The organism is Brevundimonas variabilis, assembly GCF_014199945.1.
Classification (GTDB): Bacteria; Pseudomonadota; Alphaproteobacteria; order Caulobacterales; family Caulobacteraceae; genus Brevundimonas; species Brevundimonas variabilis.
Genome location: NZ_JACHOR010000002.1, coordinates 282,068 through 306,297 on the forward strand (window position 1 = coordinate 282,068; position 24,230 = coordinate 306,297).

The following is a 24,230-nucleotide window of genomic DNA, read 5'->3' on the forward strand; positions in this document are numbered from 1 at the left end:
TGCCGGTCCCCTAGGGTCCGCGCCTTCACATCGAGACCAAGAGGCCCGCCATGAACGACAACGACATGAAGCGTATCGAGGCGCATCTCAAACGGACCTTCAACACCGGCGGCATCGTCGTGAAGCCCCGTCCCAAGGTCACCGACTCGGCCGAGGTCTATGTCGGTGACGAGTTCATCGGCGTCGTGTTCGACGACGAGGACGAGGACGGCAGCTTCATGTTCGAGATGGCGATCCTCGCCGAGGATCTCTCCCCCGCCTGAGCGACCGCGCCAGACTGAAAGAAAAAACGCCGGACGGTTCGCACCGCCCGGCGTTTTTCATGTGCCCATGGCCCTTCGTCAGAGGCCGAACAGCCGTGCGAAGAAGCCCTTGGGTTTGGCAGGAGCCGCCGGAGCCGCCGGGGCTGCTGCCGTCGCTGCCGTCGCTGCCGCCGGTTTTGGCGCTTCGACCGGGGCCGCAGCGGGCGCCGGTGCCGGAGCGGGCGTAGCTGCGGGCGCCGACGTTGCGACAGCGGCAGAAGGCTTGGCGGTCGCCTTGGGCTTGGCAGCGGCCTTGGCCGCCGGTGCAGCCTTTACGGCAGGTTTGGCGGCGGGAGCCTTGGCCACGGCCTTTATCGCCGGTTTGGCAGGAGCCGCCGCTTTTGCCGCCGCCGCCTTGGGAGCCGTGGACTTTGCGGCAGCCGGCTTGGCTGCAGCGGGCTTGGCCGGTGCAGGCGTTGCTGCTGGCTTGACTGCGGCCGCCTTCGCCACCGGTGCCTTTGCTGCCGCTGCCTTTGGTGCCGCTGTCTTCGCAACGGCAGCCTTGGCAACCGGTGTTTTGGTGGCAGGTGCCGGTGCCGCGGCCTTGGGTGCAGCCTTTGCGGTCGCCGGCTTGGCAGCCGCAGCCTTGACTGCCGGTGCGGCGGCCTTCGGCGCGGTGACTTTCGCGACCGCAGGCTTCGCTGCGCTCGACTTTGCTGCCGGTTTCGGCTTGGAAGCTGCGACGGCGGCGGTCTTCGCCGGCGTTTTGGTTTCAGACGGTGGCTTGGCCATGTATTCCCCGACCCCTCGGTTGCGCCGGGGCGAGGGTGATCCGCGCCCGGGACTGTTTCGATTCGCCATGATAACGGTCTTTGAGAAATGTCACATACTGCCCTTCAGATCATTGCCCGCGGGCCACGCGCCGACGCCGAGGCCGCTGCGGAGGCCATCGACCGCGATATCCTGCTGGAAGGTGCCACCTATTCGATCCTGGAAGAGGACGAGGATCGGGGCCTGTGGCGGATCGATGCCTTCCCGACATCCGACGAGGAGGCCGAAGCGCTGCAGGCGCGTCTGGCCGAACATCCCGGGGTAACGGTCAAGGTCGAGGTGCTGGCCGATGCGGACTGGTTGGCCATGTCGCTGTCAGGCCTGCCGCCGGTCCGGGCCGGTCGCTTCTTTGTCTATGGTGCCCATGATCAGGGTCGCGTCCCCTCCAATGCCGTCAACCTCAAGATCGACGCCGGAGCGGCCTTTGGCACGGGTCACCATGGCACCACAGTCGGCTGTCTGGTCGCGTTTGACGAACTGCTGAAACGCGAGCGGTTCGAGCGCGTGCTCGATGTCGGCTGTGGCACCGGGGTGCTGGCCATCGCGGCTGCGCGGACAGGGTCGCGGGTTGCTCTCGGGACAGACATCGACAAACCCTCGGTTCGGATCGCGAACGAGAACGCAAAACTCAACCGGGCCGATGCCCGGTTTGTCTATGCCTCGGGCCTCAATGACCAGCGGGTCAGGGGCGAGGGGCCCTATGACCTGGTATTCGCCAACATTCTCGCCCCGCCGCTGGTCGCGCTGTCACAGGACATCAAGGAGGCATTGCGGCTGGGCGGCGTAGCCATTCTGTCCGGGCTGTTGCGGACCCAGGAGCGGCGCGTGACCGCGGCTTATCTGTCGCGCGGATTCCATCTGGAGCGACGGATCCACCGGGATGCGTGGAGCGCCCTGGTCCTCAGACGCATGGGCTGACCGGAACCGCGACGAAGCGGAGCCGTTGCAGGGCCCTAGTGGAGGGATTTCCAGTGAGCCAGTACGACCCCAACCTCGATCCGAACGTCGATATCAATCGCATCCCGCCCTCTCAGCCGGTCTATACCGAGACCATCGAAACCGTGGTCGTCCGGCCTGAGTCCAACACCGGCTGGTGGGTGGCCGGTATCCTGTCCGCCGTCGTGCTGATCGCACTGTTCTGGGTCCTGGCCTCGGGCGGCAATGACGACGACGTTGAAATGGAGCTGGCGCGGGCGCAGGCCGAAGTGGCGCAGGCGAATGCCAATGCCGATCAGGCCGTGATCCAGGGACAGATCGCCGGTGCCCAGCAGAGCGTTGAATTTGCGCGGGCAGATGCGGCCCGGGCACAGGCTGAAGCCGCGCGCGCCATCAGCGAAGCCCGCACGGCCCAGGCCGAGGCGGCGCGTCCTGTAATCATCGAGGCTCCGGCACCCGCGGCTCCGGCTGCGACGGGCTCTGCCACGATCACCTCGACATCGCCGCAGCCCTGACTGCGGCAGGATTGGCCCTCCCCTGACCGGGGAGGGAGGTGCTAGAGGCCGTCGATGCCTCTTCACCTGATCAAACTCTGCGTCGGCGTCGCCAAGGTCGAGACCCTGGAGCGACGCACCAGCAAAGGTGACTGGCTGACGGTTCATACCCGCATGACCCCCAAGCGGGCAGCCGAAATCGAGGATGGCGGCTCGATCTACTGGGTCATGAAGGGGTCGGTAACCTGCCGCATGCCCGTGCTGGACATCACCACGCACGGCGAGGGCAAGACTTCGATGTGCCATATCACCCTGTCGCCGGATGTTGTCCGGACGGCACCGCAGGCACGGCGACCGTTTCAGGGCTGGCGCTATCTTGAGCCCAAGGATGCACCACCGGATCTTTCGTCCATCGAAGCCGGCGAGTTGCCGGACGATCTGGCGAGAGCTCTGCGCGATGCCGGTGCCTGGTAGGCGGCGGATCGATTTCGGCCATTGACCCCGGGGCGAGGGCGTGGCCTGTGCCGCGTCCCATGGCCCTGTTCAGTACCCAGACCCGGACGACGACGCGCGACCTGCTGACGCTGGCCTGGCCAGTCATTCTGGCGCGCATCGGGATCATGACCATGGGTCTGACCGATGCGATTGTCGTGGGCAATTTCTCCAGTCGGGAACTGGCGTATCATTCGCTGGCCTGGGCCCCGACGTCCGTGATCGTGACGACGGCGGTCGGCCTGCTGCTCGGCGTCCAGGTCATGACGGCGCGCCTGATCGGCGAAGGGCGTCGGCAGGAGGCCGGGGCCGTGCTGCGGCGGGGTGTCGTCTATTCGCTGCAGATCGGGGTGGTCTCGATGGTGGCGCTGATCGCCTTCGGTCCCTGGGCGCTGCGCAACATGGGTCTGGAGGCCGGGCTGGGCGAGGGGTCCGGTCCCGCGCTGATCGTCTTCGCCCTGTCCATGCCCTTCTATCTGGTCAGTGTGTCGGCCCAGTTCTTTCTTGAGGCCCTTGGGCGTCCCAAGCCGGGGATGATCGCCATGTGGGTGGCGAACGGGATCAATCTAGGCCTGAACCTGCTGCTGGTCCCCGACCTCTTCGGTGTCGGCGTGGCAGGGGCCGAGGCCTCGGCCTGGGCGACATTCGGGGCCCGGCTGGCTCTGGCGGCGTTCCTGATTTTCTTCATCCTGCGGCTGCCGGAGGCGCGGGCGCTGGGTGTGTTCAACCGGCCAAGACCGGACCGCGTCGCGTCTGGCGAACAGGTCAAGATCGGTGCCGGCGCCGGGGCCTCCTATTTCATCGAGGTCGGGGCCTTTGCCCTGATGACCCTGATCGCGGGGCAGCTGGGCACGGCCGAAACCGCGGCCTGGGCCGTGGTCCTCAACATCTCGGCCATCATCTTCATGGTTCCGATGGGGATGTCGTCGGCGACGGCAGTGCTGGTCGGCGGGGCCTATGGTGGCCGCGATGGTCGCGGGGTGATGCGCGCGGGTCTGGTCGGAATCGCGGTCGTGACCGCGCTGACGCTGGCCATTGCCGTTGCCGTCTGGCCCAGCGCCGGCCTCATGGTGGCGGCCTACAACCGGGACCCGGCCCTGCTGGCCATTGCGGCTCCGGCGCTCGTTCTGGCGACCCTGTTTTTCGTCGCCGACGGCATCCAGGTCGTGGCAGCCCAGGCCAACCGGGCGGCCGGGGACGTCTGGTGGCCGACGATCATGCATTTCGTTGCCTATGGCGCGATCATGATGCCGCTCGGCTGGTTCCTCGCGCACGAAATCGGCGTCAATGGTCTGGTCTGGGCGGTGATCGTCGCCAGTCTGGTGTCGTCGACCCTTCTGACCGGCCGTTTCGTGCGGATTTCACGAAGACTGAGCCCGATGCCCCCGGCTGCGTTATAGTCGCTCAAGGAGACCAATCATGACCGATCCGACCGAAGCCGAGATCAACGCCTTCGACATCACCGATGCCGAGGCCGCCCAGATCAATGCCATTGCCCACCCGCTGCTGGCCGATCCGGCACCGGACGCGAACGACGATCTGGTCCAGATCGATTCGACGGTAGACGGGACGGTCTTCATCACCATCAACCGTCCGGCCAAGAAGAACGCGTTCGATGCCGCAACGATCGCAGCGTTGCACGAAGCGTTCGAAACGCTGCACGGGGCTGATAACGTCCGAGCCGTCTTCATCCGGGGGGCCGGCGGGACCTTCAGCGCGGGCGCCGACCTGCAGTGGATGGCCGATGCGGCGGGCTGGACCGAATCGGACAACCGCGACGACGCCATGGGCCTGGCCCGGATGCTGAAGGCGCTGCACGACATTCCGGCCCTGACGATTGCCGTCGTTGAAGGTGCCGCCATGGGTGGCGGGGCGGGCATCGTCGCTGCCTGCGACATGGCCGTGGCGGTTGAGGGGTCGCGGTTCGCCTTCTCCGAGGTCAAGCTGGGCCTGATCCCGGCGACCATCGCCCCCTACGTCATCGAGGCCGTCGGGGCTCGCAAGGCGCGGCAGCTGTTCCTGACGGCGAACACCTTCGACGCCGACTATGCCGCTCATGCCGGATTGATCGACATGGTCCTGCCCGAGGGTATGGTCGACGAGTTCATCTCGATGCTGACCGACAGCCTGACCCTGAATGCGCCCGGTGCCATGGGCGAGGCCAAGCGGCTGGTCCGCGACGTGGCAGGCCAGAAGATCGACAGCGGTCTGCTGGAGGAAACGGCCAAGCGGATCGCCCGGGCCCGGGTGAGCGAAGAGGGCCAGGAAGGCGTCCGGGCCTTCCTCGACAAGCGCAAGCCACGCTGGGCCGAGTGATCAGGAATATGTCCCGGGGGCGATCCGGGACAGATGTCTGGCCTCTCGACCCATGGGTGATCGGCCTCTAAACGGTACCCATGTTCAAATCCGTCCTCGTCGCCAACCGTGGCGAAATCGCTTGCCGTGTGTTCCGGACCGCCAGGCGGATGGGTATCCGGACCATTGCCGTCTACTCCGAGGCGGATGCCGGCGCGCTGCATGTCCGGCTGGCCGATGAGGCGGTGCTGATCGGCCCTGCGCCGGCGCGCGAAAGCTATCTGGATCAGGCGAAGGTGCTGGAGGCCGCCAGGGCCAGCGGGGCCGAGGCCATCCATCCCGGCTATGGTTTCCTGTCGGAGAATGCCGAGTTTGCCGAGGCTGTAATGGCGGCTGGGCTGGTCTGGATCGGCGCGCCACCAGCGGCGATCCGCGCCATGGGCCTCAAGGATGCCGCCAAGAAATTGATGGTCGAGGCCGGGGTGCCGGTTACGCCGGGCTATATGGGCGAGGACCAGTCGGTCGAGCGCCTGTCTGCCGAAGCCGCAGCGACGGGCTATCCGGTACTGATCAAGGCCGTGGCCGGCGGCGGCGGCAAGGGCATGCGTCGCGTAGACGATCCGGCGGCCTTTGCCGATGCCCTCGCGTCCTGCCAGCGCGAGGCGGCGTCCAGCTTTGGCGACGACCGGGTCCTGATCGAGAAATACATCCTGTCGCCGCGGCATATCGAGGTGCAGGTGTTCGGCGACAGCCATGGGAATGTGGTCCACCTTTACGAGCGCGACTGTTCGCTGCAACGGCGTCATCAGAAGGTGATCGAGGAGGCTCCGGCCCCTGGCATGGATGCCGCAACCCGGGCCGCAGTCACCGAGGCCGCCGTGAAGGCTGCCAAGGCCGTAAACTACGTCGGGGCCGGCACGATCGAGTTCATTGCCGACGGGACCGAGGGCCTGCGCGCCGACCGGACCTGGTTCATGGAGATGAACACCCGGCTGCAGGTCGAACACCCGGTGACCGAAGCCATCACCGGCGTCGATCTGGTCGAATGGCAGTTCCGTGCCGCGGCGGGCGAGCCGGTGCCGCTGAAGCAGGCGGATATTCCCCTGATCGGATGGGCCATGGAGGCACGGCTTTACGCCGAAGACCCAGCCAATGGCTTCATGCCCAGTATCGGCAGGCTGGAACATTTCCGGCTGCCGGAAGGGGTCCGGATCGACACCGGCGTGGAACAGGGCGGCGAGGTCAGCCAGTTCTACGATCCGATGATCGCCAAGCTCATCGTCCATGCCGACACGCGCGAGGCCGCGGCAACAGCGCTTGCGCGGGCTACAGGCGGGGTCGAGGTCTGGCCGGTCAGGACCAATGCGGGTTTCCTCGGGCGGTGCCTGACGCATCCACGATTCTTTGCTGGAGACGTCGATACCGGCTTCATCGGAGCCGAGGAATCGACCCTGATTTCAAAGCCGGTCGCGTCCCAGGCCTTACTGCAGGATGCCGCGCTGCGGATTCGCTTGGCTAGTCGCGGCTCGGTCGCTGGTTCGGACCGTTATGCGGCGTGGGATCCGTTCGCCAGTCCGGGTGGCTTCAGAGCCAATGCTGAGCCGCGCCTTGACCAGATCGTCTATGCGAATGGCGAAAGGGCAATCTTGCAAATCGACGGTTCGCTCAGCGCCGACGGCCGGAGCGATCATCCTGCGCTGGACTCTCATTCGACGGTCTATTTCGAGGGAGGCGACACGTTCGTCGTTTCAAGCCGGATGGACGCGCTGACCGCCGGATCGGCCTCCGACGGATCCCTCCGAGCGCCGATGCCGGGCAAGATCGTGGCGACACCCGCTTGCCCGGGGGATGTCGTGACCAAGGGTCAGCCCATCGTGGTGCTGGAGGCCATGAAGATGGAGCACGCGCTCGTCGCGCCGTTTGACGGCAAGGTCTCCGAACTCAGCGTGGCAGTCGGCGATCAGGTGTCTGCCGACGCGATACTGGCCATGGTCCTGCCGGACGAGGCCTAGCGGCAGCGCCAAAGGCCAGCGAGCCGGGGACGATGGGCTCAGGCGGACCTGTACGCTGCCACTTCGGCCTCGAGCGCTTCCGCCAGAACCCGGCCGGTGGGGTGTTCGTCGGTCTGGATCTGGTCCCGGACGACGGCTCGAATGGCATCGACGTGGGCGTCGAGCAAACGAACCGGCACCTGCGCGCGGCGGGCAGGATCATCGAGAAGCTTGCACAGGGACCCTGCCAGGCGTGTGACCAATGGATACTGATAGGTCGACCCGAGCCCTTTCAGGTCGTGGGCGCGGAAGTAGAGGGCTTCGGCGGTCACAGTGTTCAGCCCCTCGGCGCGTATCGCAGCCTGTGCGGCTTCGAGCTTGGTGATCTCGTCCTGAAGCCATTGGCCGAACTGGGCCGACATGCCCCGGAGAGCCTCTTCGGCCTTGGCAATCGCATCGGCATTGATGCCGCCGAAACCGCCGCCCACCTTCATGCGCAGCGTATTGGGCGGCCGAATCACCTGGGCTGGATCGTTCACAACGGGCTCCTGAAGCAACGCACCATAATCACCTAAGCCCGTTAAGAAGGCGTATCCTTACCGAGCCTAAACCGTGTGGATCCGTCAGCCGGTAAACTGCTCCGACAGGACCCGTTCCTCGAACGATCGTCCGGAATCGAACAGCATCGTGAGGGCTATGTCACGGCGTTCCCGGACTTCGACCCGGCAGACGCTGCGGACTTCAAGACTGTCCGCCACCGCCGAAACGGGACGCTTGTCCGCCTCGAGAACCTCGAAACACACGCTGGCTTCATGCGAGAGCAGGGCGCCCCGCCAGCGACGCGGGCGAAAGGCACTGATCGGGGTCAGGGCAAGGACCCGCGCGTCCAGCGGGATGATCGGGCCGTGCGCTGAGAGATTGTACGCTGTCGATCCCGCAGGTGTAGCGACCATGCATCCATCGCAGATCAACTCATCGAGTCGGACACGATCGTCGATCAGGATGCGAAGCTTGGCACTCTGCCGGGTCTGGCGAAGCAGCGAGACCTCGTTGATGGCCAGACCGCTGAGCTTGTTGCCGTCTTCAGTCCAGGCGTCCATTTCCAGCGGATGGATGATGGCGCGTCCTGCATCAGCGATGCGGGCCAGCAGGCCGTCTTCCTCGTACTCGTTCATCAGGAAGCCCACAGACCCGCGGTTCATTCCATAGACGGGCGTGCCGCGCTCGAGATTGTTGTGGAGCGTTTCAAGCATGAAGCCGTCGCCGCCGAGGGCGACGATCACGTCGGCATCGGCGGGCGCTACGGAGCCATACTGCCGCACCAGCCGATCCAGGGCAGCCTGGGCCTCCGGTCGGTCACTGGCGGCAAAGGCAAGGGCGGGGGATGACTGGCTCACCGCGTCAGGCAAGCGGAGGACGGTCGGGAAGTCAAACGGTTCAGGATCAGGCCGAGACGGTGGCCTTGAACTCCTTGGCCGCCGAAGCCGCGTTGATGGTGAGCATGGACCATCGCGCTTCGGCTGTGTGGCCTGGCGACCCGCCCGTCAGCTTTCGGATCTCCTCGAGCACAGCCGGAAACACGGCACGGTCGATCCCTGCCGCGGTGCATGCGAGGAACAGGGAGTCCGGATTGGCTGCGGCGACCGCTGTGCGGATGGTCGTCACGGGAACGCCGATGAGCGCAGCCATCCCGTTCTCGAACAGACTCAGTTTTTTCTCGCGGATCGCCCTCACCAAAAAACCGGGCCGCAACTGCCCCGCGCCCTGGAGCTTGTCGATCAGACGGCGTTCCATCTTTTCCCGCTCCGAATAGCCGTCATCCACCACGCTGGCCGCAGTTGTGCCGGCGGGGTGTGCGGCAGCCGTGGCTTCATTGACGGCCCTCTGCATGAACGCCTCGTCCACACGGAACCGTTCGGAGATCGCCTGGCGAAGCGCCTGCCCGACCCAGGCGTAGAGTTCACTGGCCAAGGCGTCGTTGAGGCGCGGGTGGCGGGTCAGGGGCGCACGCAGGGCGGCGATCCGGCGGGCATGGTCCACCAGCCGGTGCAGCCCGTCCTCGCTGATGTCCGCGGTGCGATTTGAAGCGAGGGCGGTCAGGGTCGCTGGTTCGCCACGGTCGATGATGGCATCGGAGACCGTGCTGCTGAGCGTAGGGCGCCGCGCCACCTCGATCTGGTGCTCGATCGTCGCTTCGATCAGGATCCGGATCAGGTCCGCGTCCTTCAGAAGCGGACTGTTGGCAATCAGGGGACGGGCAATCTCGATCTCGTCAAGCGCGAGCATATGGACCAGGGCGACCGGGGCCCACGTCGCTGTCGCCAGGCTTTCAGACAGGGATTTGCGAATGTCGCGTTCGGCCTGCCGGGCCAGGGTCATGAAGACTTCGGTCAGGATGGGCGAGGCTTCCTGGCCGGGCGGCAAGGAATCGCACATGGCGGCGATGCCGTACAACAGACGCTCCCGATCGTCGGTCGCCTTGCTGCGCGCGAGCGCCACAAGATCCGTGGCCGAGACTGCAGAAGCAGGGGGGCTCGGACGGAATGTCTGCAGTGGCAAGGCAGATGTCACGGCAATCTCCGCGCGAATAATGTTGCAGTATGGGCGTTCGACGTGAAAAGTCGGTAAACGTGCCAGACCGGCGTTCAGCTTGACCTCCGGTTACGGCGGCGCGACGCTGGTGAAGACTTTCAATGCGAGTGAACGGGGGAACGCGATGGCAGATGGTGCATCAGGATTGCTGAAATCGCGGGTGTCCGAGGACGAATGGCGGGTCCGTGTGGAGCTTGCCGCCCTCTACCGGCTGGTGGCCCTGCATGGGTGGGATGACATGATCTTCACCCACATCTCGGCCCGGGTGCAAGGCCCCGAACATCATTTCCTGATCAACCCATACGGGTTTTACTTCGAGGAGATGACTGCGTCCTGCCTGGTGAAGGTCGACCTCGACGGTAACGTCGTTCAGGAAACCCAGAGCTTCATCAATCCAGCGGGTTTCACCATCCATTCTGCGGTGCATGCGGCGCGCGAGGATGCCCATTTCGTGATCCACCTGCACACCACAGCCGGAGTCGGGGTGGCTGCCCAGAAGGAGGGCCTGCTGCCGATCGGGCAGAACGCCTGTCTTCTACAGCATCAGGTCGCCTACCACGGCTATGAGGGTCTGGCGCTGAACCACGATGAACGCGAGCGCCTGGTCGCTGACCTCGGGGACAAGCCGCTGATGCTGCTTCGGAACCACGGCACTCTGGCGGTGGGACAGACCGCGGCGGCAGCGTGGGTTGCGATGTTCTTCCTCGAACGCGCCTGTGCCCAGCAGGTCGCGGCCCTGTCGGGCGGGCGTGAGCACGTTTTGATCGCGCCGGATGAAGCCCAGGCCGAGACGCGCGAGCAGGGCAAGGGAATTGGCTTCATCGCAAGTCTGGCCTGGCCAGGCGCTCTCAGGATGCTGGATCGCAAGCTGCCTGGCTACGATTCCTGACCATGCGCGTCGTCGCCGTCCTTGGCTTTATCGTCATGACGGCGAGTTCAGCCGAGGCGGGGCCGTGGACCCTGGACGCCGGGCGTTCTCAGGTCATCGTCAAATATGAGCCTATGGAGGCCAGCCAAGGCTTTGACGAACGCGGCCAAAGGTTCGATCTGCCGGGCGTGAGGATTGACCGGTCCGTGGGCCTGTTTGCGGAATATGGACTGACGGATCGGGTGACGCTGCAGGTCAAGGGCGACTGGCAGGAAGGCAAGGACGGCGCATTCACCTATAACGGCCGCGGCCCCATCGAGATCGGTGCCACGCTCCAGGTCTGGCGTACCGATCGGACAGCGGTTTCGGTCTACGGCGGTTATGCCGATGGAGGCGACGGTCGAAACGCCGGGTATGCGGCACCGGGTGTCGGCCAGAGTGACTGGGAAGTTCGCAGTTCTGTAGGGCATTCGTTTGCGAGGGCTGGGAAATGGGGGCCTGATCGGTCTTTCATTGACATCCAGGTCGCGCGACGCATGCGGGACGGTCTTGCGGACGAGTCGCGCGGTGAACTCACTTTTGGCGCCCACTACGGAGACGACTGGCTCTTGCTCGGACAGGCGTATGGCGGCATCGCGGATGGCGACAATGCAAGATGGCTGCTGGTCGAAACCTCCGTCGTCCGTCACCTTGGCTCATGGAGTTTGCAGGGTGGCTGGCGGCAATCCGTCGCGGGGCGACAGACACCGGTGGCCATCGGACCGGTTGTCGCTCTATGGCGGCGTTTCTGAAGAGCAGATATCGGCGAAGGATTCCCGCGACGGAAACCGGAACCGCAGACGTTACAATGCCTTTAGTTGCGTCGAGTTCGGCTTGAGGCCAAGCCGTCGCTCAACCGTCGTATCCGGAGAGCCTGCCGCGTGATCAAGAGACATTTCTTCCTCATTGCTGCCGGCGTCTTGCTGGGCCTCATGGTCCTGGCAGCGGTGATGCGCGTCGCATTCGCTCAGGATGAGGGGGGTGCGGGTGGCGGTCGCGGTGGCCCGGGCGGAGGGCGTTCACAGCAGGTATCCGAGGCTCTGGTCACGACGCGTGACTTCAGCGACCAGATCGAAGTTCTTGGCGTCGCTCGAGGTGAGCGGTCGGTCAACATCACGTCCAACACCAGCGAACTGATTACCCGCGTCCTGTTCACCGACGGCCAGCGCGTTGCAGCCGGGACACCGCTCGTGCAACTGCAGGCGCGCGAGGAAGAGGCCGCGATCATTCAGGCCCGGGCACAGGTCGGGCTGGCCCAGACGCAGTATGATCGTTACGCCGAACTGGGTGAGCGAGGCTTCGCGCCCAAAGCGCTGATCGAACAGTATCAGGCTGAACTTGCGGTCGCCCGCGCGACCCTTCAGGCGGCAGAAGCGCGGCAGGGCGATCGGTCGATCCGCGCGCCCTTCAGCGGCGTGCTGGGTCTGTCGAGCGTGACTGCCGGAACCCTTATCAATCCTGGTGCCGTCATCACGACGCTGGACGACATCGACACCATCCGCGTCGATTTCCCGGTGCCGGAGCGGTACATCAATGTCCTGCGCACGGGGCTCCCGATCACCGCAACCGCAGATGCCTATGGTGAGGAGCCGTTCCAGGGCCGAATCGCCCTGATCGACACGCGAATCAATGAAACGACCCGCGCCGTGACAGCGCGCGCCGAATTCCCCAACCCCGGCTATCGGATCCGCCCCGGAATGCTGGTCCGGGTCTCGGTGCAACAAGGCCTGCGCCAGACGCCTGCCGTTCCGGAGGCTGCTGTCCAGTATGAAGGCGACGGTGCGTTCGTCTATCGCATCGCGGGCGGCACGGAAGGTTCCACCGCGCAACGGGTCGAGGTCGAGACCGGCGCGGTCGAAAATGGCTTTGTCGAGATCGTATCCGGCCTGCGTGCTGGCGAGCGGGTCGTGGGCTCTGGCCTCAATCGGATCCAGCCCAACTCTCCGGTGACCGTGGCCCAGGTCGGCGCAGCGCCGGCCGCTGCGGCGCCTGCGGCGCCTGCAGCGCGGAGTACCGCGCGATGATGATTTCCGACCTTTCCGTTCGCCGTCCGGTCTTTGCGGCTGTTGCGGCGATCGTGCTCTGCGTGGTGGGACTGGCGGCCTTCTTCTTTACGCCGGTCCGCGAACTGCCCGATGTCGATCCCCCGACCGTGTCGGTCTCGACCAGCTATGCCGGGGCATCGGCGGAGGTCATCGAGAGCCGGATCACCGAGCCGATCGAGCAGCAGCTGGCTGGCATTCAGGGGGTCGAGCGGATCAACTCGACCAGCCGGGACGGGCGTTCGAATGTGACGGTGGAGTTTGCGCTGGACCGCGACATCGACGTCGCGGCCAATGACGTGCGCGACCGGGTCTCGCGGGCCCAGGGGTCGTTGCCTGACCAGGCCGATCCTCCTCAGATCGCCAAGGCCGATGCGGATTCGCAGCCGATCATGATCCTGTTCTTCCGGTCGGAAACGATGAACCGGCTGGAACTCACCGACTACGCCGACCGGTATCTGGTGGACCAGATCGCCACCGTGCCGGGCGTGGCGACGGTCAATATCTACGGCGAGCAGCGGTATGCGATGCGCATCTGGCTGGACGCAGATGCTTTGGGTTCTCGAGGGCTGACGGTCTCGGACGTCGAAACGGCCCTTTCAACCCAGAACGTCGAACTGCCGGCGGGGTCGCTGGAAGCGACTGCCAAGGACTACACGGTCAGGGTCGCGCGTAACTACGCCAGAGCCGAAGACTTCGCCAACCTGCCGATCGGAACATCCGGATCGGCCTCGGTTGCATCGGGAAGCGGAGCCGCGCTCGCGCCGAGCAGCACGGGGGCAACGGCGACTGGCGCGCTTCAGCCCGTCGCGAACTACGTCACACGCCTCGGCGATGTGGCTCGCGTGGTCGAGGCCCCGGAAGAGGATCGTCGTCTGTTCCGCGGCAACGGCCTTGACCAGATCGGCCTGGCAGTCACTCGCCAGTCGCAAGCCAACGATCTGGAGATCTCCAAGGGCGTCGAGGCCCTGATGGAGCGGGTACGGCCCAGCCTTCCGCCAGGTACCCAGCTGGAAATCGGGTCGGACAATTCGGTCTTCACGTCCCACGCCATCGACGAGGTCTGGATCACCATCGGTATCTCGATGGCGCTCGTGGCCTTCGTGAATTACGTTTTCCTGGGCAGTCTGCGTGCGGCGATCATTCCGTCAATCGTGGCTCCCATCTGCCTGCTGGCCACCTTCATCGTGCTGGCCCCGCTCGGTTTTTCGCTCAACCTGCTGACCCTGCTGGCACTCGTGCTGGCGATCGGGCTTGTTGTCGATGACGCCATTGTCGTCGTCGAGAATATCCAGCGCCGTCTGGATCACGGCGAGCCGCCCCTGGTCGCCGCCGAGCGCGGGACACGACAGGTGTATTTCGCGGTTATCGCTACCACGCTCGTCCTGCTTGCGGTGTTTGCGCCGCTTCTGTTCCTGCCGGGGTATGTCGGGCGGCTGTTCGTCGAGCTGGCGGCGGCGATTGCCGCAGCCATTGCCTTCTCGGCTTTCCTGGCCCTGACGCTCACGCCGATGATGGCGTCCAAGATCCTGCGGCCGGCCGAAGGCGGCACCTGGATGGCGCGCAAGGTCGACGGAGCCATGGACAGGCTCAAAAACTCCTACGAGAATTCCCTGGGTGCCCTTGTCGGCAAACGAGCGGCAGTGATCGCAGTTTCGCTCGTCGTTCTGGGCGTGGCGGGCGGGGCGGCCGCGATGTTCCTGACCCTGCCGAACGAGCTGGTCCCCGGCGAGGACCGCGGGCGCGTGCAGGTGCGCGTGCAGGGCCCCGAGGGTGCTGGTTTCGATTATACCCGCGACATCATGCTGGGGCTCGAGCCCATTCTGGCCGAGTACCGGGAAAGCGGGGAGGCGGCCAACTTCCTGATCTCGGCCCCCGGATTCGGCGGTAGCGGATTCAACGGCGGCAACGCCGTGCTGAACCTTGCCGACTGGTCCGAACGTGACCGGACAGCAGACGAGATCGCCCAGGAGCTCAATGGAAAGCTGCGCGGACAGACGGACGCCCAGGTCAACGCCTCCACGCCCGGAGCTTTCCAGCGGGGTGGCGGCAACTCCAACTCGATCGAGATGATCGTGACAGGTTCCGAATACCCGGAGATCTATCAATGGCTTCAGCCCGTACTTGCGGCGGCCCTGCAGAACCCGGGCCTGTCGCGGCCGCGACTGAACTATGAACCCAACTCCCCCCGTGTGCTGGTCGACGTCGACCCGCAGAAGGCGGCAGCGCTGGGTGTCTCGTCGCAGGAGATCGGTCGGACGCTGGAGACCATGTTCGGGTCGCGGCGCGCCACCACCTATCTGCGCGGTGGACAGGAATACGACGTGATCCTGCAGACCGAGCGGGCCAACCGGACCAATGTGAATGATCTGGAGACGCTGTACGTCGGGGCCGGCAGCGGGGCCCTTGTGCCACTCTCGTCGGTCGTCGAGACAACGGTTGCGGGCGATACGCCCGATCGCCGGCGTCTGGATCGTCAGCGTGCCATCAGCATCAGCGCCGATCTGAACCCCGGAACGACGATTGCCGATGCCGTCACCTTCTTCGACGATCTGGTGGCCCAGCAGCCGCAGGGCGTGGTCGCCGTGCAGTACGGCGGTGCAGCCCGTGATCAGCAGGAAGCCGGCAATGCCGTCGGGATTGCCTTCGGCTTTGCCCTGCTTCTCGTCTTCCTGGCGCTCGCTGCGCAGTTCGAGAGCTGGATTACCCCGGCCGTGATCATGCTCACTGTTCCTCTGGCCGCAGCAGGCGGACTGTTCGGCCTTCTGATGGCCGGGTCCAGCCTGAATATCTACAGCCAGATCGGGCTGATCATCCTGATCGGCATCGCGGCCAAGAACGGCATCCTGATCGTGGAATTCGCCAACCAGCTGCGCGACCAGGGTCGATCGATCCGCGAGGCCATCATCGAAAGTTCGGCCCTGCGTCTTCGGCCCATCATCATGACCTCGATCGCCACCTCGTTCGGGGCCCTGCCGCTGGCGCTCTGGCAGGGTGCAGGAGCGGGCAGCCGGCAGACCATCGGGGTCGTGATCTTCATGGGGGCGATCTTTGCAACCACGCTGACCCTGTTCGTGGTGCCGGTGATCTATGGGGCTCTGGCGCGCTTCACACGGTCACCGGAGTACACGACCCGCAAGATCGAGGAGTGGGAGGCCCAGGAAGTCACCGCGAACGACCGGGGTCTGGCTGCGGCGGAGTAACAGACTGGACGCGACCCCATCGCGCCTGATAATCACTTTCAGCAAGAAGGTGAGCATCGATGTCCAACGTCATCCAGCTGAGCGAGGCCCGGGTCGGAGATCGCGGCGTCATCACCCACGTGGGTGGAGGTCGCATGGGCGAGCACGATTCCGAACTGGAGCGGCGCCTGCTCGAACTGGGCTTCGTTGAGGGTGCCCAGGTGCATCTGATCCACCAGGGCATTGTACGCAGGGACCCGATTGCGCTTCGGGTCGATGACATGACCGTCGCCTTGCGCCGCCGCGAAGCCGCCAATCTGACCATTCAACTGAATGGGCCGTTCGCGGAAGCTGCCGAGTAATGGACATTGCCGTTCGGCCGGCCCGGCTCGCTCTGGTTGGCAATCCCAACAGTGGCAAGACGGCCCTGTTCAATGCCCTGACCGGGGCGCACCAGAAGGTGGCCAACTACGCGGGCGTCACGGTCGAGCGCAAGGAGGGGCTGGTTCGCTCGGCGTCGGGACGAACCCTGTCGGTCCTGGACCTGCCGGGCACCTATTCGCTCAGGGCCCGCAGCCCGGATGAGGCTGTGACCCGCGATGCGGTGCTGGGCAGACTGGCCGGCGAATCACCGCCGGATGTCGTGGTCTGCGTCGCCGACGCCACCAACCTGCGGCTGGTGTTACGGCTCGTGCTCGAACTCAAGGCCGTCGGACGACCGATGGTTCTGGCGCTCAACATGTACGACATCGCCCAGCGACAGGGGCTGAGGATCGATCTGGACCGTTTGCGGGGCGCGTTGGGGGTCCCCATCGTCACGACCGTGGCCACCCGGAAGCGGGGCATCGCCGACCTGCTGGCGGAGGTCGAGACGGTCGCGCTGGCCGGGACGGTCCTGCCACAAGGCGAGGGGGCCTGGCATGAGCCAGACGCCAACGAAATCCGCGCTGCGCACAGGGATGCCGAGCGGATCATGCGGACCTGCGTGCGCCCGCCCGAGCGGCCCGATACGCTGACCGGCAAGATCGATACCCTGCTGCTGCACCCGGTCGCCGGTCTGCTGATCCTGCTCGGGCTGCTGTTCGTCATGTTCCAGGCCGTCTTTGCCTGGGCTGCGCCGGCCATGGACGGCATCGATGCGGGATTTGCCCTGTTTGGTGGCGTGGTGGCAGGCTTCATGCCCGATGGACTGCTCGAAAGTCTGATCGTCGACGGCATGATCGCAGGCGTCGGCAGCGTGATCATCTTCCTGCCGCAGATCGTGATCCTGTTCGCCTTCATCATCCTGCTGGAAGATTTCGGCTACATGGCCCGCGCAGCGTTCCTGATGGACCGGATCATGGGCGGGGCCGGACTGCACGGACGGGCCTTCATCCCGCTGCTGTCCAGTTTCGCCTGCGCCATCCCTGGGATCATGGCTGCACGGACGATCGACAGCCGCCAGGACCGTCTGACGACCATCATGGTTGCCCCGCTGATGACCTGCTCCGCGCGGATCCCGGTCTATACCCTGATCATCGCGGCCTTCATTCCGAACGAGACCGTCTGGGGTTTCGCCAGTCTGCAGGGGCTGGTGATGTTCGGGCTGTATGCAGCCGGCATCGTGAGTGCATTGACGGTGTCTTTCGTGATCCGCCGCGTCTTCTGGCGCGGCCAGGTCGAGCCCTTCATGATGGAGTTGCCGGCATACAAGCTGCCTGACGCCAAGTCCGTTCTGATCAATCTCTGGCTGCGGGCGAAGATCTTTCTGATGCGTGCAGGCAAGATCATCCTGCCGCTGATGATCCTGGTCTGGCTGGCATCGACCTTCCCGTATCCGCCGGCCGGCGCAACCGGGCAGCCCATCGAATACAGTCTGGCTGGCATGATCGGACGGGCACTCGAGCCGATCTTCGCGCCCATCGGCTTCAACTGGCAGATGGTCATCGCTCTGGTGCCCGGCATGGCTGCGCGCGAAGTGGCCGTCGCAGCGCTTGGGACCGTCTATGCGGTGTCGGATGCCGAGACAGCCATGTCAGGCCTGGCCGCGGTGCTGTCGGCTCAATGGTCCCTTGCGACGGGTCTGGCCTTCCTCGCCTGGTATGTCTTCGCGCCCCAGTGCGTGCCGACACTGGCTGTCGTGAAGCGCGAAACCAACTCGTGGAAATGGATGACGATCATGATCGTCTACATGTTCGGTCTGGCCTATCTCGGGGCCTTCGTGACCTATCGCGTGGCGCTGGCCCTTGGCGGTGGCAACGTCGGGGGCTAAGGCCGGAGAATGCCCGATCCTGTCGTGATTGCCGTTCTGATGGGCCTGCTGGGTCTGATCATCGGCAGTTTCGTGGCCGCCGTCACCGTGCGATTGCCGCGGGACGAGGACATCATGATGGGCCGGTCGCGCTGCATGTCCTGCGAGCGACCGCTTGCGCCCTGGCATCTGGTGCCGGTGTTCAGCTGGCTGGTTCAACGGGGTCGCTGCGGATGGTGCAGGTCACCGGTATCGCCGCGCTACATTCTCATTGAACTGGCAGCCGGCGGGATCGGGGTCTGGGCCGCGCTGTCCGGCGCGGACGGGGTGATGATCGGGGCCAGTGCAGTGCTGGGGTGGCAGCTTTTGCTGATCGCCATCGTTGATGCCGAGAATTTCTGGCTGCCGGACATCCTGACCTGGCCCCTGATGGCGACAGGGCTGGGCGCAGCCGCTCTGATCAGCCGGGAATGGCCGCTGGATTCGCTGACTGGCCTTCTCGTCGGGTTCACCCTCCTGTGGGGCATGGCCTGGCTCTACAAGCGGGTGCGCAAACGTGATGGACTGGGCGGGGGTGATCCCTTCCTGTTCGCGGGTGCCGGGGCCTGGGTGGGCTGGATGGGCCTGCCCAGCGTGCTGCTCTGGGCCTGTGCGGTCGGGTTCAGTCTGGTGCTGACGTTCCTGATCACGCGTGGCAGGGTCAGCGGGACCGATCGACTGCCGTTCGGGAGCTTCCTTTGCGTCGGCATCTGGCTGACATGGCTGTACGGGCCGCTGGGGGTCGGCTAGCGGCCTGTCACGAGCTTCACGACGATATGGGCCGTGGTATCGATGATGGCCTCTGCAGGCGTATCGCCCCGTCTCATCAGGTCGAAGCCGGCTGCGACCGACTCGACCAGATTGGCGACCTCGTAGGAGGTCAGGCGTGGGTCCAGGCCCTTGACGTGATAGCCGGTGGCATGAGCGGTCGCGATCCTGCGCTCGAACGCGAGATGAACGCGGCGCAGGCGCTTGATCCGGGCCTCGGCAAAGCCCGGCTCGCCCTTGTCGGCCAGCATGTGCTCGACGCGCAGCACCGGCCCATGCTCACCCCAGAAGGCAAGAACATCGACGACATAGGCCCGGGCCGCAATGAACGCATGTTCAGCCGACCAGTCCCCGTCGAGGTGCCGGGAAAGGGGCTGGAAATCCACGGCCGACGCCTCACAGAGCGCCAGAATGGTTTCCTCCACCGTCTTGAAATAGGTGTAGAAATTGGACGGCGAAAGCTCGGCCTCCAGTGCCACGTCTGCAACGCGGATTTCGCCCAGGTGCTTGCGGTCCAGCAAGCGGCGTGAGGCTGCGAGGATGGTCTTGCGCGTGCGATCGCCCCGCGTGCCGATGCGGTGGCCGAGCTTGTTGGTCGAGGCGTGTGCAGGCATGGGGAGGCCGACGGGCTGACGTGGGCCGTCAGGCTAGCGGCTGTGGCCTCTCTTGGAAACGTTCGATTGCGGGAAGAAAAGATGGTGCCGGCTGCAGGAATCGAACCCGCGACATCCAGTTTACAAACGGCTTTGAATACTGTTTTCATGACATTTCAGGACTGTTCAAACAGTTCAAATCCAAGGTGGTGATTGACTTTCATGTATTCATAGTGATCCATGTCTTTCCCCGGATTTTCGTCGCGGCGTGTCCCGGGTGTGACCCTCTTTTCGGAGTCCGCAATGACGCACGGACACTTGACTGACAGAAGCGTTGCTTCAGCCAAAGCTTTACCTGGCCAACGGTTTGAAATTTCCGATGGTCGTACCCCGGGCCTGTCCCTGCGTCTGAATGGCGCGACATCGAAGACTTGGGTACTTCGTTATCGCACGCGCGACCAACGCCAGATGCGGCTGACCTTGGGCAAAACCTCCACCCTCAGCTTGCGTGACGCCCGCGCGCTGGCTGCCGAGCATCTCCTCAGGATCGCCCACGGCTCCGATCCAGCCACCGAGAAGCGCCAGGAACGCGCGGCTCCGGCTCACGGCGTCTCGACATTCGCTCAGCTAGCCGACCTCTATGAGCAAGTCTGCGCGTCCGGCGAGTGGAGACCGAAAGGCAAAACCAAGAGAGCGTCCGTCATGCGGGAGGAACGGCGCGTGCTGGACAAGACCATCCTGCCACAGCTTGGCCGGCTTCCGTTCGCGACGATCACCCGGCAGGAGGTGAAGGCTCTACTGCGTGCGCAGTACGCTAAGGGTGCGCGAACGACCGTAAACCGCACCCACGCGGTCATCAGACAGATTTTCAACTATGCCATTTCGGAAGACCTCGTACAGGTTAACCCTGCGACTGGTTTCTCGCGCTTCGCCGAGGAAAGGCCGCGCGAGACGATCTGGAAAGATGTCGAGCTACGATCGCTCTGGGTCGGCCTCAGCGATCCAGCGGCGCTGCGGGCCCCCGGAGGCGGCTATGCCAACGTCGGCGAAGCCATGTGCATCGCGATCAAGCTGGTCCTCCTTCTCGGCCAGCGACGCACCGAAATCGCGGGTATGGAAGTCGAGGAATTGGACTTCGAGGCGCGGGTCTGGCGGATTCGCTCCGAACGCATGAAGGGCGGTCGTGCGCATATTGTGCCCCTTTCAGACGCCGCCGTCGCCTTGATCCGGAAGGCGATTGCCCTGGCCAGCGAGGGTCAAGACCAAGCACCCCGATATGTCTTTCCCACCAACCGGCATGAAGACCGCGCGATTCGATCCATGAGCCTGTCGCTGGCGCTTCAGAGAACGCGGAATGCCTTGGGGTTGGGCCAAGCGACCCTGCACGACATGCGACGGACTGTCAGCACGAACTTGACCAGCGAACGGTGCGGGGTGTCTCCCTTTATCCGGTCCAAAGTCCTCGGCCACATCGACGCAGGAGGTGGCGCGATGGTCTCCATGACCCACTACGACGTGAACGACTACGTCGCAGAGAAACGCCGCGCCTTGGAGATCTGGACCAAGGTTCTGCTCCGCATAGTCGGTGACACAGAACTTCCGGATGGAAGACCTGGCCCAAGGCCGCTGTACTCGGAAGCCTTTGCGCGAGCGGACAACGACAATACGACGGATGGCCGTCCAGATTCGTCCCTCTCAGAGCTGAAGTTCTGGCAACCACCTAGCGTTTGAGCGCTTAGAAAGCGCGCCTTGTCGGTCAGGGCGTTTCAGAATTGAGGTGACGGTCAGTTGGCTTAAGTCACAATTTGATCGATTTGAGATTTTGGGCACGTCCGCTATCGGGCGGCAGCTGCGGTAGATATAGGCTCTCGACACAGCGGACATGCTAGGCGTCCGAGGTGGATAGGAAGCGGACCTAGCCGACCACACATTTCAGCCCGTCCTGAGCGCGAGCCGCGCGACTTCGTGGAGCGCTCGGCCTAGTCCTTGTGAGCCACCATTACTCGTCAGCATCGAATTGCCCATCCGCTCGTTTCTCAGCGGTGCTTTGTGAGGTAAGCTTTATGCGAGTGCTGCTCAGCTTCTCGGTATTTGTCGTTTTGCTTGGCGGGTGTTCCCAGACTGGCGATGCGGAGAAAAGCCCGTCCGGTCCGCCCGAGTTGCCTACAGCAATATCAGCATCCGCCGAACCCGATGCCGGGTCTGGTCGAGTTGGCGACCCGCCGCCTTCAGCTACGAGCGAGCGATCTATCTTAATTCGGTCCATGCCGGAGGCTGTTCGCGGCCAATGACGGCAGAATGATCTTGCTCGTGCTCCATTGACAGAAGACTGCAATCAAACGTCCCAATCAAATCAAAATTTCGGCAAAGTTCTGTCGATCAATGCCGATGGTTATTCGCTTTTCGAAGCTGGAGGACGGATCATTGAAGTACACAGTCGAACTGAGACCACGATCGACGCGACTTTCGACACGACCTATGCCGATAAGCCAACGCGTGCACGGAAGGACTTCACTCTGCAGGCGAGTGGATATCTCGTTGTCCACGATGATGAGGAAGAGGGACGGCGCCAACTGACGGAGTATGTACGCTGTCCGTGAGGTGTACGGCCAAACGTCGAATCCAGGCCCATATTGGATCGCGAAACCCCATCGACTTCCGGCATTGCCAGTCTTGCCGCTGCGAAGCGGTGTGTCATGCTTAAGGCAACGGTACTTAGGGGTGGTCAGCGGACAGTTCGGAGTTACCGAGCGACGCAGCTCACCCCCGCCCACATGTGTGTGATCTTTGCCTCAGGACCTGTTCCATCCAGAAGTCCGAATATGTCTCCCGCCGCAAACTCTACGCCGAGACTGGTATCCTGGAACGTCACCGAGCCAAATGAAGCAGCCAGTTCCCTTCGCGTAGTGCCCGGTCCGACCCCGTTCGCGGTCGCAATGGCACCGGCGGCGCGTTGATCTAACCCCCAACCAGCGAACTCACCGTTTTGGAAAACCAAGCTCAGCCCATCCGCCCAGTTTGCGTACTGGACCGGTCCCGCGCCACAGTCCTGGTTCACGCCCTTGCCAGCCGGTCCCCTGACGCGTTCGAGCGAGGCCAGGACGTCTACTTCGGGTTCGCCGAATGACAGTGGTCGCGCAGACCCATTAGGCGGTAGGAACCAGCTCAACCCTTCGCTTTCGACCGCCAATTTTGGCTGTTCTGCGACGACGGAGCCCGGCGTATCTGCCTTTGCGGTCGCAGGCGGCACGCTCTGTGGAGCTTCGATGACCGCGGCGGGCTCCCCAACTCTGGTACCTCCGTCCACAGGGTCCTGCGAACACGCCGCGAGGACAAGGAACGCAATGGGGGTTGACCGTCTCATGTAATCCGAGCGCTCCGGGAGGATCGAGGTTCCAGCAAGGGCGCGCACTGCCCGTGACGCTGAGCAGATCGTCTGAGGTCCGCTAAGGGGTCGCGTTCGGTCTTCGCCGAGCAGCCGAGAAGCGGACGCTCCTGCTGCAGCACGGCCTGGCCGAATGTCTGACTTCTTCGCTTCAGGCGGCGGCTGACCGGCACCGTCATCGCCGTCTTCGTCCCGCAGCCGACATTGCTATGCGAAGCTTCAGGTCAGGAGCGCGGCACAAACAGAATGACGCCCGCGCCGATCAGGCACAGCATGGCACCGCCGAGGTCCCAACGGTCGGGGCGGCTGCCTTCGACCAGCCACAGCCAGACCAGGGCCGACAGGATGTAAACACCGCCATAGGCGGCATAGGCCCGTCCGGCGGCCTCAACCTCCACCCGGGTCAGCAGCCAGGCGAAGATCGCCAAGCACACCACGCCTGGCGCGACCCATGCGACCGACTTGCCCAGACGCAGCCATGCCCAGAAAGCGTAGCAGCCGGCGATCTCGGCGAACGCCGCGCCGAAATAGACCGCCAGCGTCGTCGGCGAGATCGCGGAGGGCATCATCCGTGCTGGGCGAACACCCGGGTGGTGCCGTCCTTCAGAATCAGCAAGGTCTGGAAGGCCTGGGCGCGACCGGCCGGAGCGGGCATGCCCGGGGACCCGAGCGGCATGCCGGGCACCGTCAGGCCGAAGGCGTCGGGGCGTTCGCGGACGAGCCGCGCCACGTCCTCGGCCGGCACATGCCCCTCGACCGCATAGGAGCCGACCACTCCCGTATGGCAGGACGCCAGGGCGTCGGGCACGCCATATCGGCGGCGAACGGGAGCCAGGTCTTCGAGCTCGCGCACCGTCGCCGTCCATCCGGCCCCCGTCATATGCTCGACCCAGGCCCCGCAGCATCCGCACCAGGGGGTCTTGTAGACGGTGATGGCCATAGTCGCCTGAGCCGCGAAAGCCGGTGTGGCCAGAACCGACGTCGCCAAGGCCATACCCGGCAGGGCCAGGATCATGGATCGACGGCACGGTACGAGAGGGGCGTCAGGCAGAGAGATCATGTCAAAAGCTCCATCAGCACAATCTAGCACGCCGGCGATCCCTGCCGTCGATCCCGTCCGGGCCTAAAAGGACGCGAGGAGGTCGCAGCATGGGCCTCAAAGACTGCTGCCTCGTTGAAATTCGCACCGGGGCGAGATAGTCGGATCGCAG

The 24,230-nt window shown here is 64.6% G+C and carries 22 protein-coding genes; 15 read left to right on the forward strand and 7 right to left on the reverse strand.

Translation table 11 applies throughout. The features are described from left to right. The first annotated feature begins 50 nt into the window (after positions 1-50). Positions 51-263, forward strand: coding sequence for a DUF3126 family protein (locus GGR13_RS06050; protein WP_183212603.1), 213 nt, complete (start codon positions 51-53; stop codon positions 261-263). Between the two features lie 78 nt (positions 264-341). On the opposite strand, the gene GGR13_RS06055 is transcribed toward GGR13_RS06050, so the two are convergent. Then, positions 342-1,034: a hypothetical protein gene (locus GGR13_RS06055; RefSeq protein ID WP_183212604.1), complete on the reverse strand. Its 693-nt coding sequence runs from the start codon at positions 1,032-1,034 to the stop codon at positions 342-344. An 87-nt stretch (positions 1,035-1,121) separates the two neighbouring features. On the opposite strand from GGR13_RS06055, the gene GGR13_RS06060 reads away from it, so the two are divergent. From GGR13_RS06060 to GGR13_RS06085, 6 genes are all read left to right on the forward strand, one after another. After that, positions 1,122-1,991 carry a 50S ribosomal protein L11 methyltransferase gene (locus GGR13_RS06060; RefSeq protein ID WP_183212605.1) on the forward strand — a complete coding sequence of 290 codons (870 nt, stop codon included), beginning with the start codon at positions 1,122-1,124 and terminating at the stop codon, positions 1,989-1,991. A gap of 53 nt (positions 1,992-2,044) precedes the next feature. After that, positions 2,045-2,524 carry a hypothetical protein gene (locus tag GGR13_RS06065; RefSeq protein WP_183212606.1) on the forward strand — a complete coding sequence of 160 codons (480 nt, stop codon included), beginning with the start codon at positions 2,045-2,047 and terminating at the stop codon, positions 2,522-2,524. A gap of 54 nt (positions 2,525-2,578) precedes the next feature. Continuing rightward, positions 2,579-2,977 (forward strand): DUF1489 family protein, encoded by a 399-nt coding sequence (locus GGR13_RS06070; protein ID WP_183212607.1) that lies wholly within the window; start codon positions 2,579-2,581, stop codon positions 2,975-2,977. 59 nt (positions 2,978-3,036) lie between these two features. Then, a complete protein-coding gene (locus tag GGR13_RS06075) occupies positions 3,037-4,395 on the forward strand; it encodes an MATE family efflux transporter (RefSeq protein WP_183212608.1) in 1,359 nt (452 codons plus the stop codon). Positions 4,396-4,414: 19 nt separating this feature from the next. Continuing rightward, positions 4,415-5,311 (forward strand): enoyl-CoA hydratase-related protein, encoded by an 897-nt coding sequence (locus GGR13_RS06080; RefSeq protein ID WP_183212609.1) that lies wholly within the window; start codon positions 4,415-4,417, stop codon positions 5,309-5,311. 80 nt (positions 5,312-5,391) lie between these two features. Then, positions 5,392-7,302: an acetyl/propionyl/methylcrotonyl-CoA carboxylase subunit alpha gene (locus tag GGR13_RS06085; RefSeq protein ID WP_183212610.1), complete on the forward strand. Its 1,911-nt coding sequence runs from the start codon at positions 5,392-5,394 to the stop codon at positions 7,300-7,302. 38 nt (positions 7,303-7,340) lie between these two features. Here the strand turns inward: GGR13_RS06085 and GGR13_RS06090 are convergent, their stop codons facing one another. The 3 genes from GGR13_RS06090 to GGR13_RS06100 all read right to left on the reverse strand — a co-directional run bounded on the left by GGR13_RS06090 (position 7,341) and on the right by GGR13_RS06100 (position 9,852). Next, a complete protein-coding gene (locus tag GGR13_RS06090; RefSeq protein WP_183212611.1) occupies positions 7,341-7,820 on the reverse strand; it encodes an Hpt domain-containing protein in 480 nt (159 codons plus the stop codon). Positions 7,821-7,904: 84 nt separating this feature from the next. Then, entirely contained in the window at positions 7,905-8,678 is a 774-nt protein-coding gene (locus GGR13_RS06095; RefSeq protein WP_183212612.1) for an NAD kinase, read from the reverse strand. Positions 8,679-8,724: 46 nt separating this feature from the next. Then, on the reverse strand, positions 8,725-9,852 hold the full coding sequence (locus GGR13_RS06100; protein ID WP_183212613.1) for a DUF2336 domain-containing protein: 1,128 nt from the start codon (positions 9,850-9,852) through the stop codon (positions 8,725-8,727). Positions 9,853-9,997: 145 nt separating this feature from the next. Here GGR13_RS06100 and GGR13_RS06105 point away from each other — a divergent pair, with 145 nt between their 5' ends. The 7 genes from GGR13_RS06105 to GGR13_RS06135 all read left to right on the forward strand — a co-directional run bounded on the left by GGR13_RS06105 (position 9,998) and on the right by GGR13_RS06135 (position 19,023). Further along, on the forward strand, positions 9,998-10,762 hold the full coding sequence (locus GGR13_RS06105; protein ID WP_183212614.1) for a class II aldolase/adducin family protein: 765 nt from the start codon (positions 9,998-10,000) through the stop codon (positions 10,760-10,762). A gap of 2 nt (positions 10,763-10,764) precedes the next feature. Then, on the forward strand, positions 10,765-11,532 hold the full coding sequence (locus GGR13_RS06110; protein WP_246347716.1) for a hypothetical protein: 768 nt from the start codon (positions 10,765-10,767) through the stop codon (positions 11,530-11,532). Positions 11,533-11,661: 129 nt separating this feature from the next. Beyond that, positions 11,662-12,804, forward strand: coding sequence for an efflux RND transporter periplasmic adaptor subunit (locus GGR13_RS06115; RefSeq protein WP_183212615.1), 1,143 nt, complete (start codon positions 11,662-11,664; stop codon positions 12,802-12,804). Continuing rightward, positions 12,804-16,025 carry an efflux RND transporter permease subunit gene (locus GGR13_RS06120; protein ID WP_221230516.1) on the forward strand — a complete coding sequence of 1,074 codons (3,222 nt, stop codon included), beginning with the start codon at positions 12,804-12,806 and terminating at the stop codon, positions 16,023-16,025. Before GGR13_RS06115 ends, GGR13_RS06120 begins: the two co-directional genes overlap by 1 nt. A 59-nt stretch (positions 16,026-16,084) precedes the next feature. Then, positions 16,085-16,366 (forward strand): FeoA family protein, encoded by a 282-nt coding sequence (locus GGR13_RS06125; RefSeq protein ID WP_183212617.1) that lies wholly within the window; start codon positions 16,085-16,087, stop codon positions 16,364-16,366. Further along, positions 16,366-18,255 (forward strand): ferrous iron transporter B, encoded by a 1,890-nt coding sequence (gene feoB / locus GGR13_RS06130; RefSeq protein WP_183212618.1) that lies wholly within the window; start codon positions 16,366-16,368, stop codon positions 18,253-18,255. The genes GGR13_RS06125 and feoB overlap by 1 nt, the downstream gene beginning before the upstream one ends. A 9-nt stretch (positions 18,256-18,264) precedes the next feature. Next, positions 18,265-19,023, forward strand: coding sequence for a prepilin peptidase (locus tag GGR13_RS06135; protein WP_183212619.1), 759 nt, complete (start codon positions 18,265-18,267; stop codon positions 19,021-19,023). Here GGR13_RS06135 and GGR13_RS06140 read toward each other — a convergent pair. Further along, positions 19,020-19,655, reverse strand: coding sequence for a TetR/AcrR family transcriptional regulator (locus GGR13_RS06140; protein WP_183212620.1), 636 nt, complete (start codon positions 19,653-19,655; stop codon positions 19,020-19,022). The two genes, GGR13_RS06135 and GGR13_RS06140, sit on opposite strands and share 4 nt — an antisense overlap. A 282-nt stretch (positions 19,656-19,937) precedes the next feature. Between GGR13_RS06140 and GGR13_RS06145 the strand changes: the two genes are divergently transcribed. Further along, a complete protein-coding gene (locus GGR13_RS06145) occupies positions 19,938-21,365 on the forward strand; it encodes a tyrosine-type recombinase/integrase (RefSeq protein ID WP_183212621.1) in 1,428 nt (475 codons plus the stop codon). Positions 21,366-23,243: 1,878 nt separating this feature from the next. Here the strand turns inward: GGR13_RS06145 and GGR13_RS06150 are convergent. Both GGR13_RS06150 and GGR13_RS06155 read right to left on the reverse strand, forming a co-directional pair. Further along, positions 23,244-23,585, reverse strand: coding sequence for a YnfA family protein (locus tag GGR13_RS06150; protein ID WP_183213108.1), 342 nt, complete (start codon positions 23,583-23,585; stop codon positions 23,244-23,246). After that, the gene (locus tag GGR13_RS06155) at positions 23,585-24,079 is read right to left on the reverse strand and encodes a DUF411 domain-containing protein (RefSeq protein ID WP_221230442.1); all 495 of its coding nucleotides are present in this window, start codon (positions 24,077-24,079) and stop codon (positions 23,585-23,587) included. The genes GGR13_RS06150 and GGR13_RS06155 overlap by 1 nt, the downstream gene beginning before the upstream one ends. Positions 24,080-24,230: the final 151 nt, after the last annotated feature.

What these genes read in the sequence shown, in the direction of transcription:
- GGR13_RS06120 (WP_221230516.1), top strand. Translation starts at nt 12,804, where the DNA reads ATGATTTCCGACCTTTCCGTTCGCCGTCCGGTCTTTGCGGCTGTTGCG.
- GGR13_RS06125 (WP_183212617.1), top strand. Translation starts at nt 16,085, where the DNA reads ATGTCCAACGTCATCCAGCTGAGCGAGGCCCGGGTCGGAGATCGCGGC.
- GGR13_RS06060 (WP_183212605.1), top strand. Translation starts at nt 1,122, where the DNA reads ATGTCACATACTGCCCTTCAGATCATTGCCCGCGGGCCACGCGCCGAC.
- GGR13_RS06150 (WP_183213108.1), bottom strand. Translation starts at nt 23,585, where the DNA reads ATGCCCTCCGCGATCTCGCCGACGACGCTGGCGGTCTATTTCGGCGCG.
- GGR13_RS06155 (WP_221230442.1), bottom strand. Translation starts at nt 24,079, where the DNA reads ATGATCTCTCTGCCTGACGCCCCTCTCGTACCGTGCCGTCGATCCATG.
- GGR13_RS06075 (WP_183212608.1), top strand. Translation starts at nt 3,037, where the DNA reads ATGGCCCTGTTCAGTACCCAGACCCGGACGACGACGCGCGACCTGCTG.
- GGR13_RS06145 (WP_183212621.1), top strand. Translation starts at nt 19,938, where the DNA reads ATGACGCACGGACACTTGACTGACAGAAGCGTTGCTTCAGCCAAAGCT.
- GGR13_RS06050 (WP_183212603.1), top strand. Translation starts at nt 51, where the DNA reads ATGAACGACAACGACATGAAGCGTATCGAGGCGCATCTCAAACGGACC.
- GGR13_RS06110 (WP_246347716.1), top strand. Translation starts at nt 10,765, where the DNA reads ATGCGCGTCGTCGCCGTCCTTGGCTTTATCGTCATGACGGCGAGTTCA.
- GGR13_RS06140 (WP_183212620.1), bottom strand. Translation starts at nt 19,655, where the DNA reads ATGCCTGCACACGCCTCGACCAACAAGCTCGGCCACCGCATCGGCACG.
- feoB (WP_183212618.1), top strand. Translation starts at nt 16,366, where the DNA reads ATGGACATTGCCGTTCGGCCGGCCCGGCTCGCTCTGGTTGGCAATCCC.
- GGR13_RS06135 (WP_183212619.1), top strand. Translation starts at nt 18,265, where the DNA reads ATGCCCGATCCTGTCGTGATTGCCGTTCTGATGGGCCTGCTGGGTCTG.
- GGR13_RS06080 (WP_183212609.1), top strand. Translation starts at nt 4,415, where the DNA reads ATGACCGATCCGACCGAAGCCGAGATCAACGCCTTCGACATCACCGAT.
- GGR13_RS06055 (WP_183212604.1), bottom strand. Translation starts at nt 1,034, where the DNA reads ATGGCCAAGCCACCGTCTGAAACCAAAACGCCGGCGAAGACCGCCGCC.
- GGR13_RS06105 (WP_183212614.1), top strand. Translation starts at nt 9,998, where the DNA reads ATGGCAGATGGTGCATCAGGATTGCTGAAATCGCGGGTGTCCGAGGAC.
- GGR13_RS06085 (WP_183212610.1), top strand. Translation starts at nt 5,392, where the DNA reads ATGTTCAAATCCGTCCTCGTCGCCAACCGTGGCGAAATCGCTTGCCGT.
- GGR13_RS06070 (WP_183212607.1), top strand. Translation starts at nt 2,579, where the DNA reads ATGCCTCTTCACCTGATCAAACTCTGCGTCGGCGTCGCCAAGGTCGAG.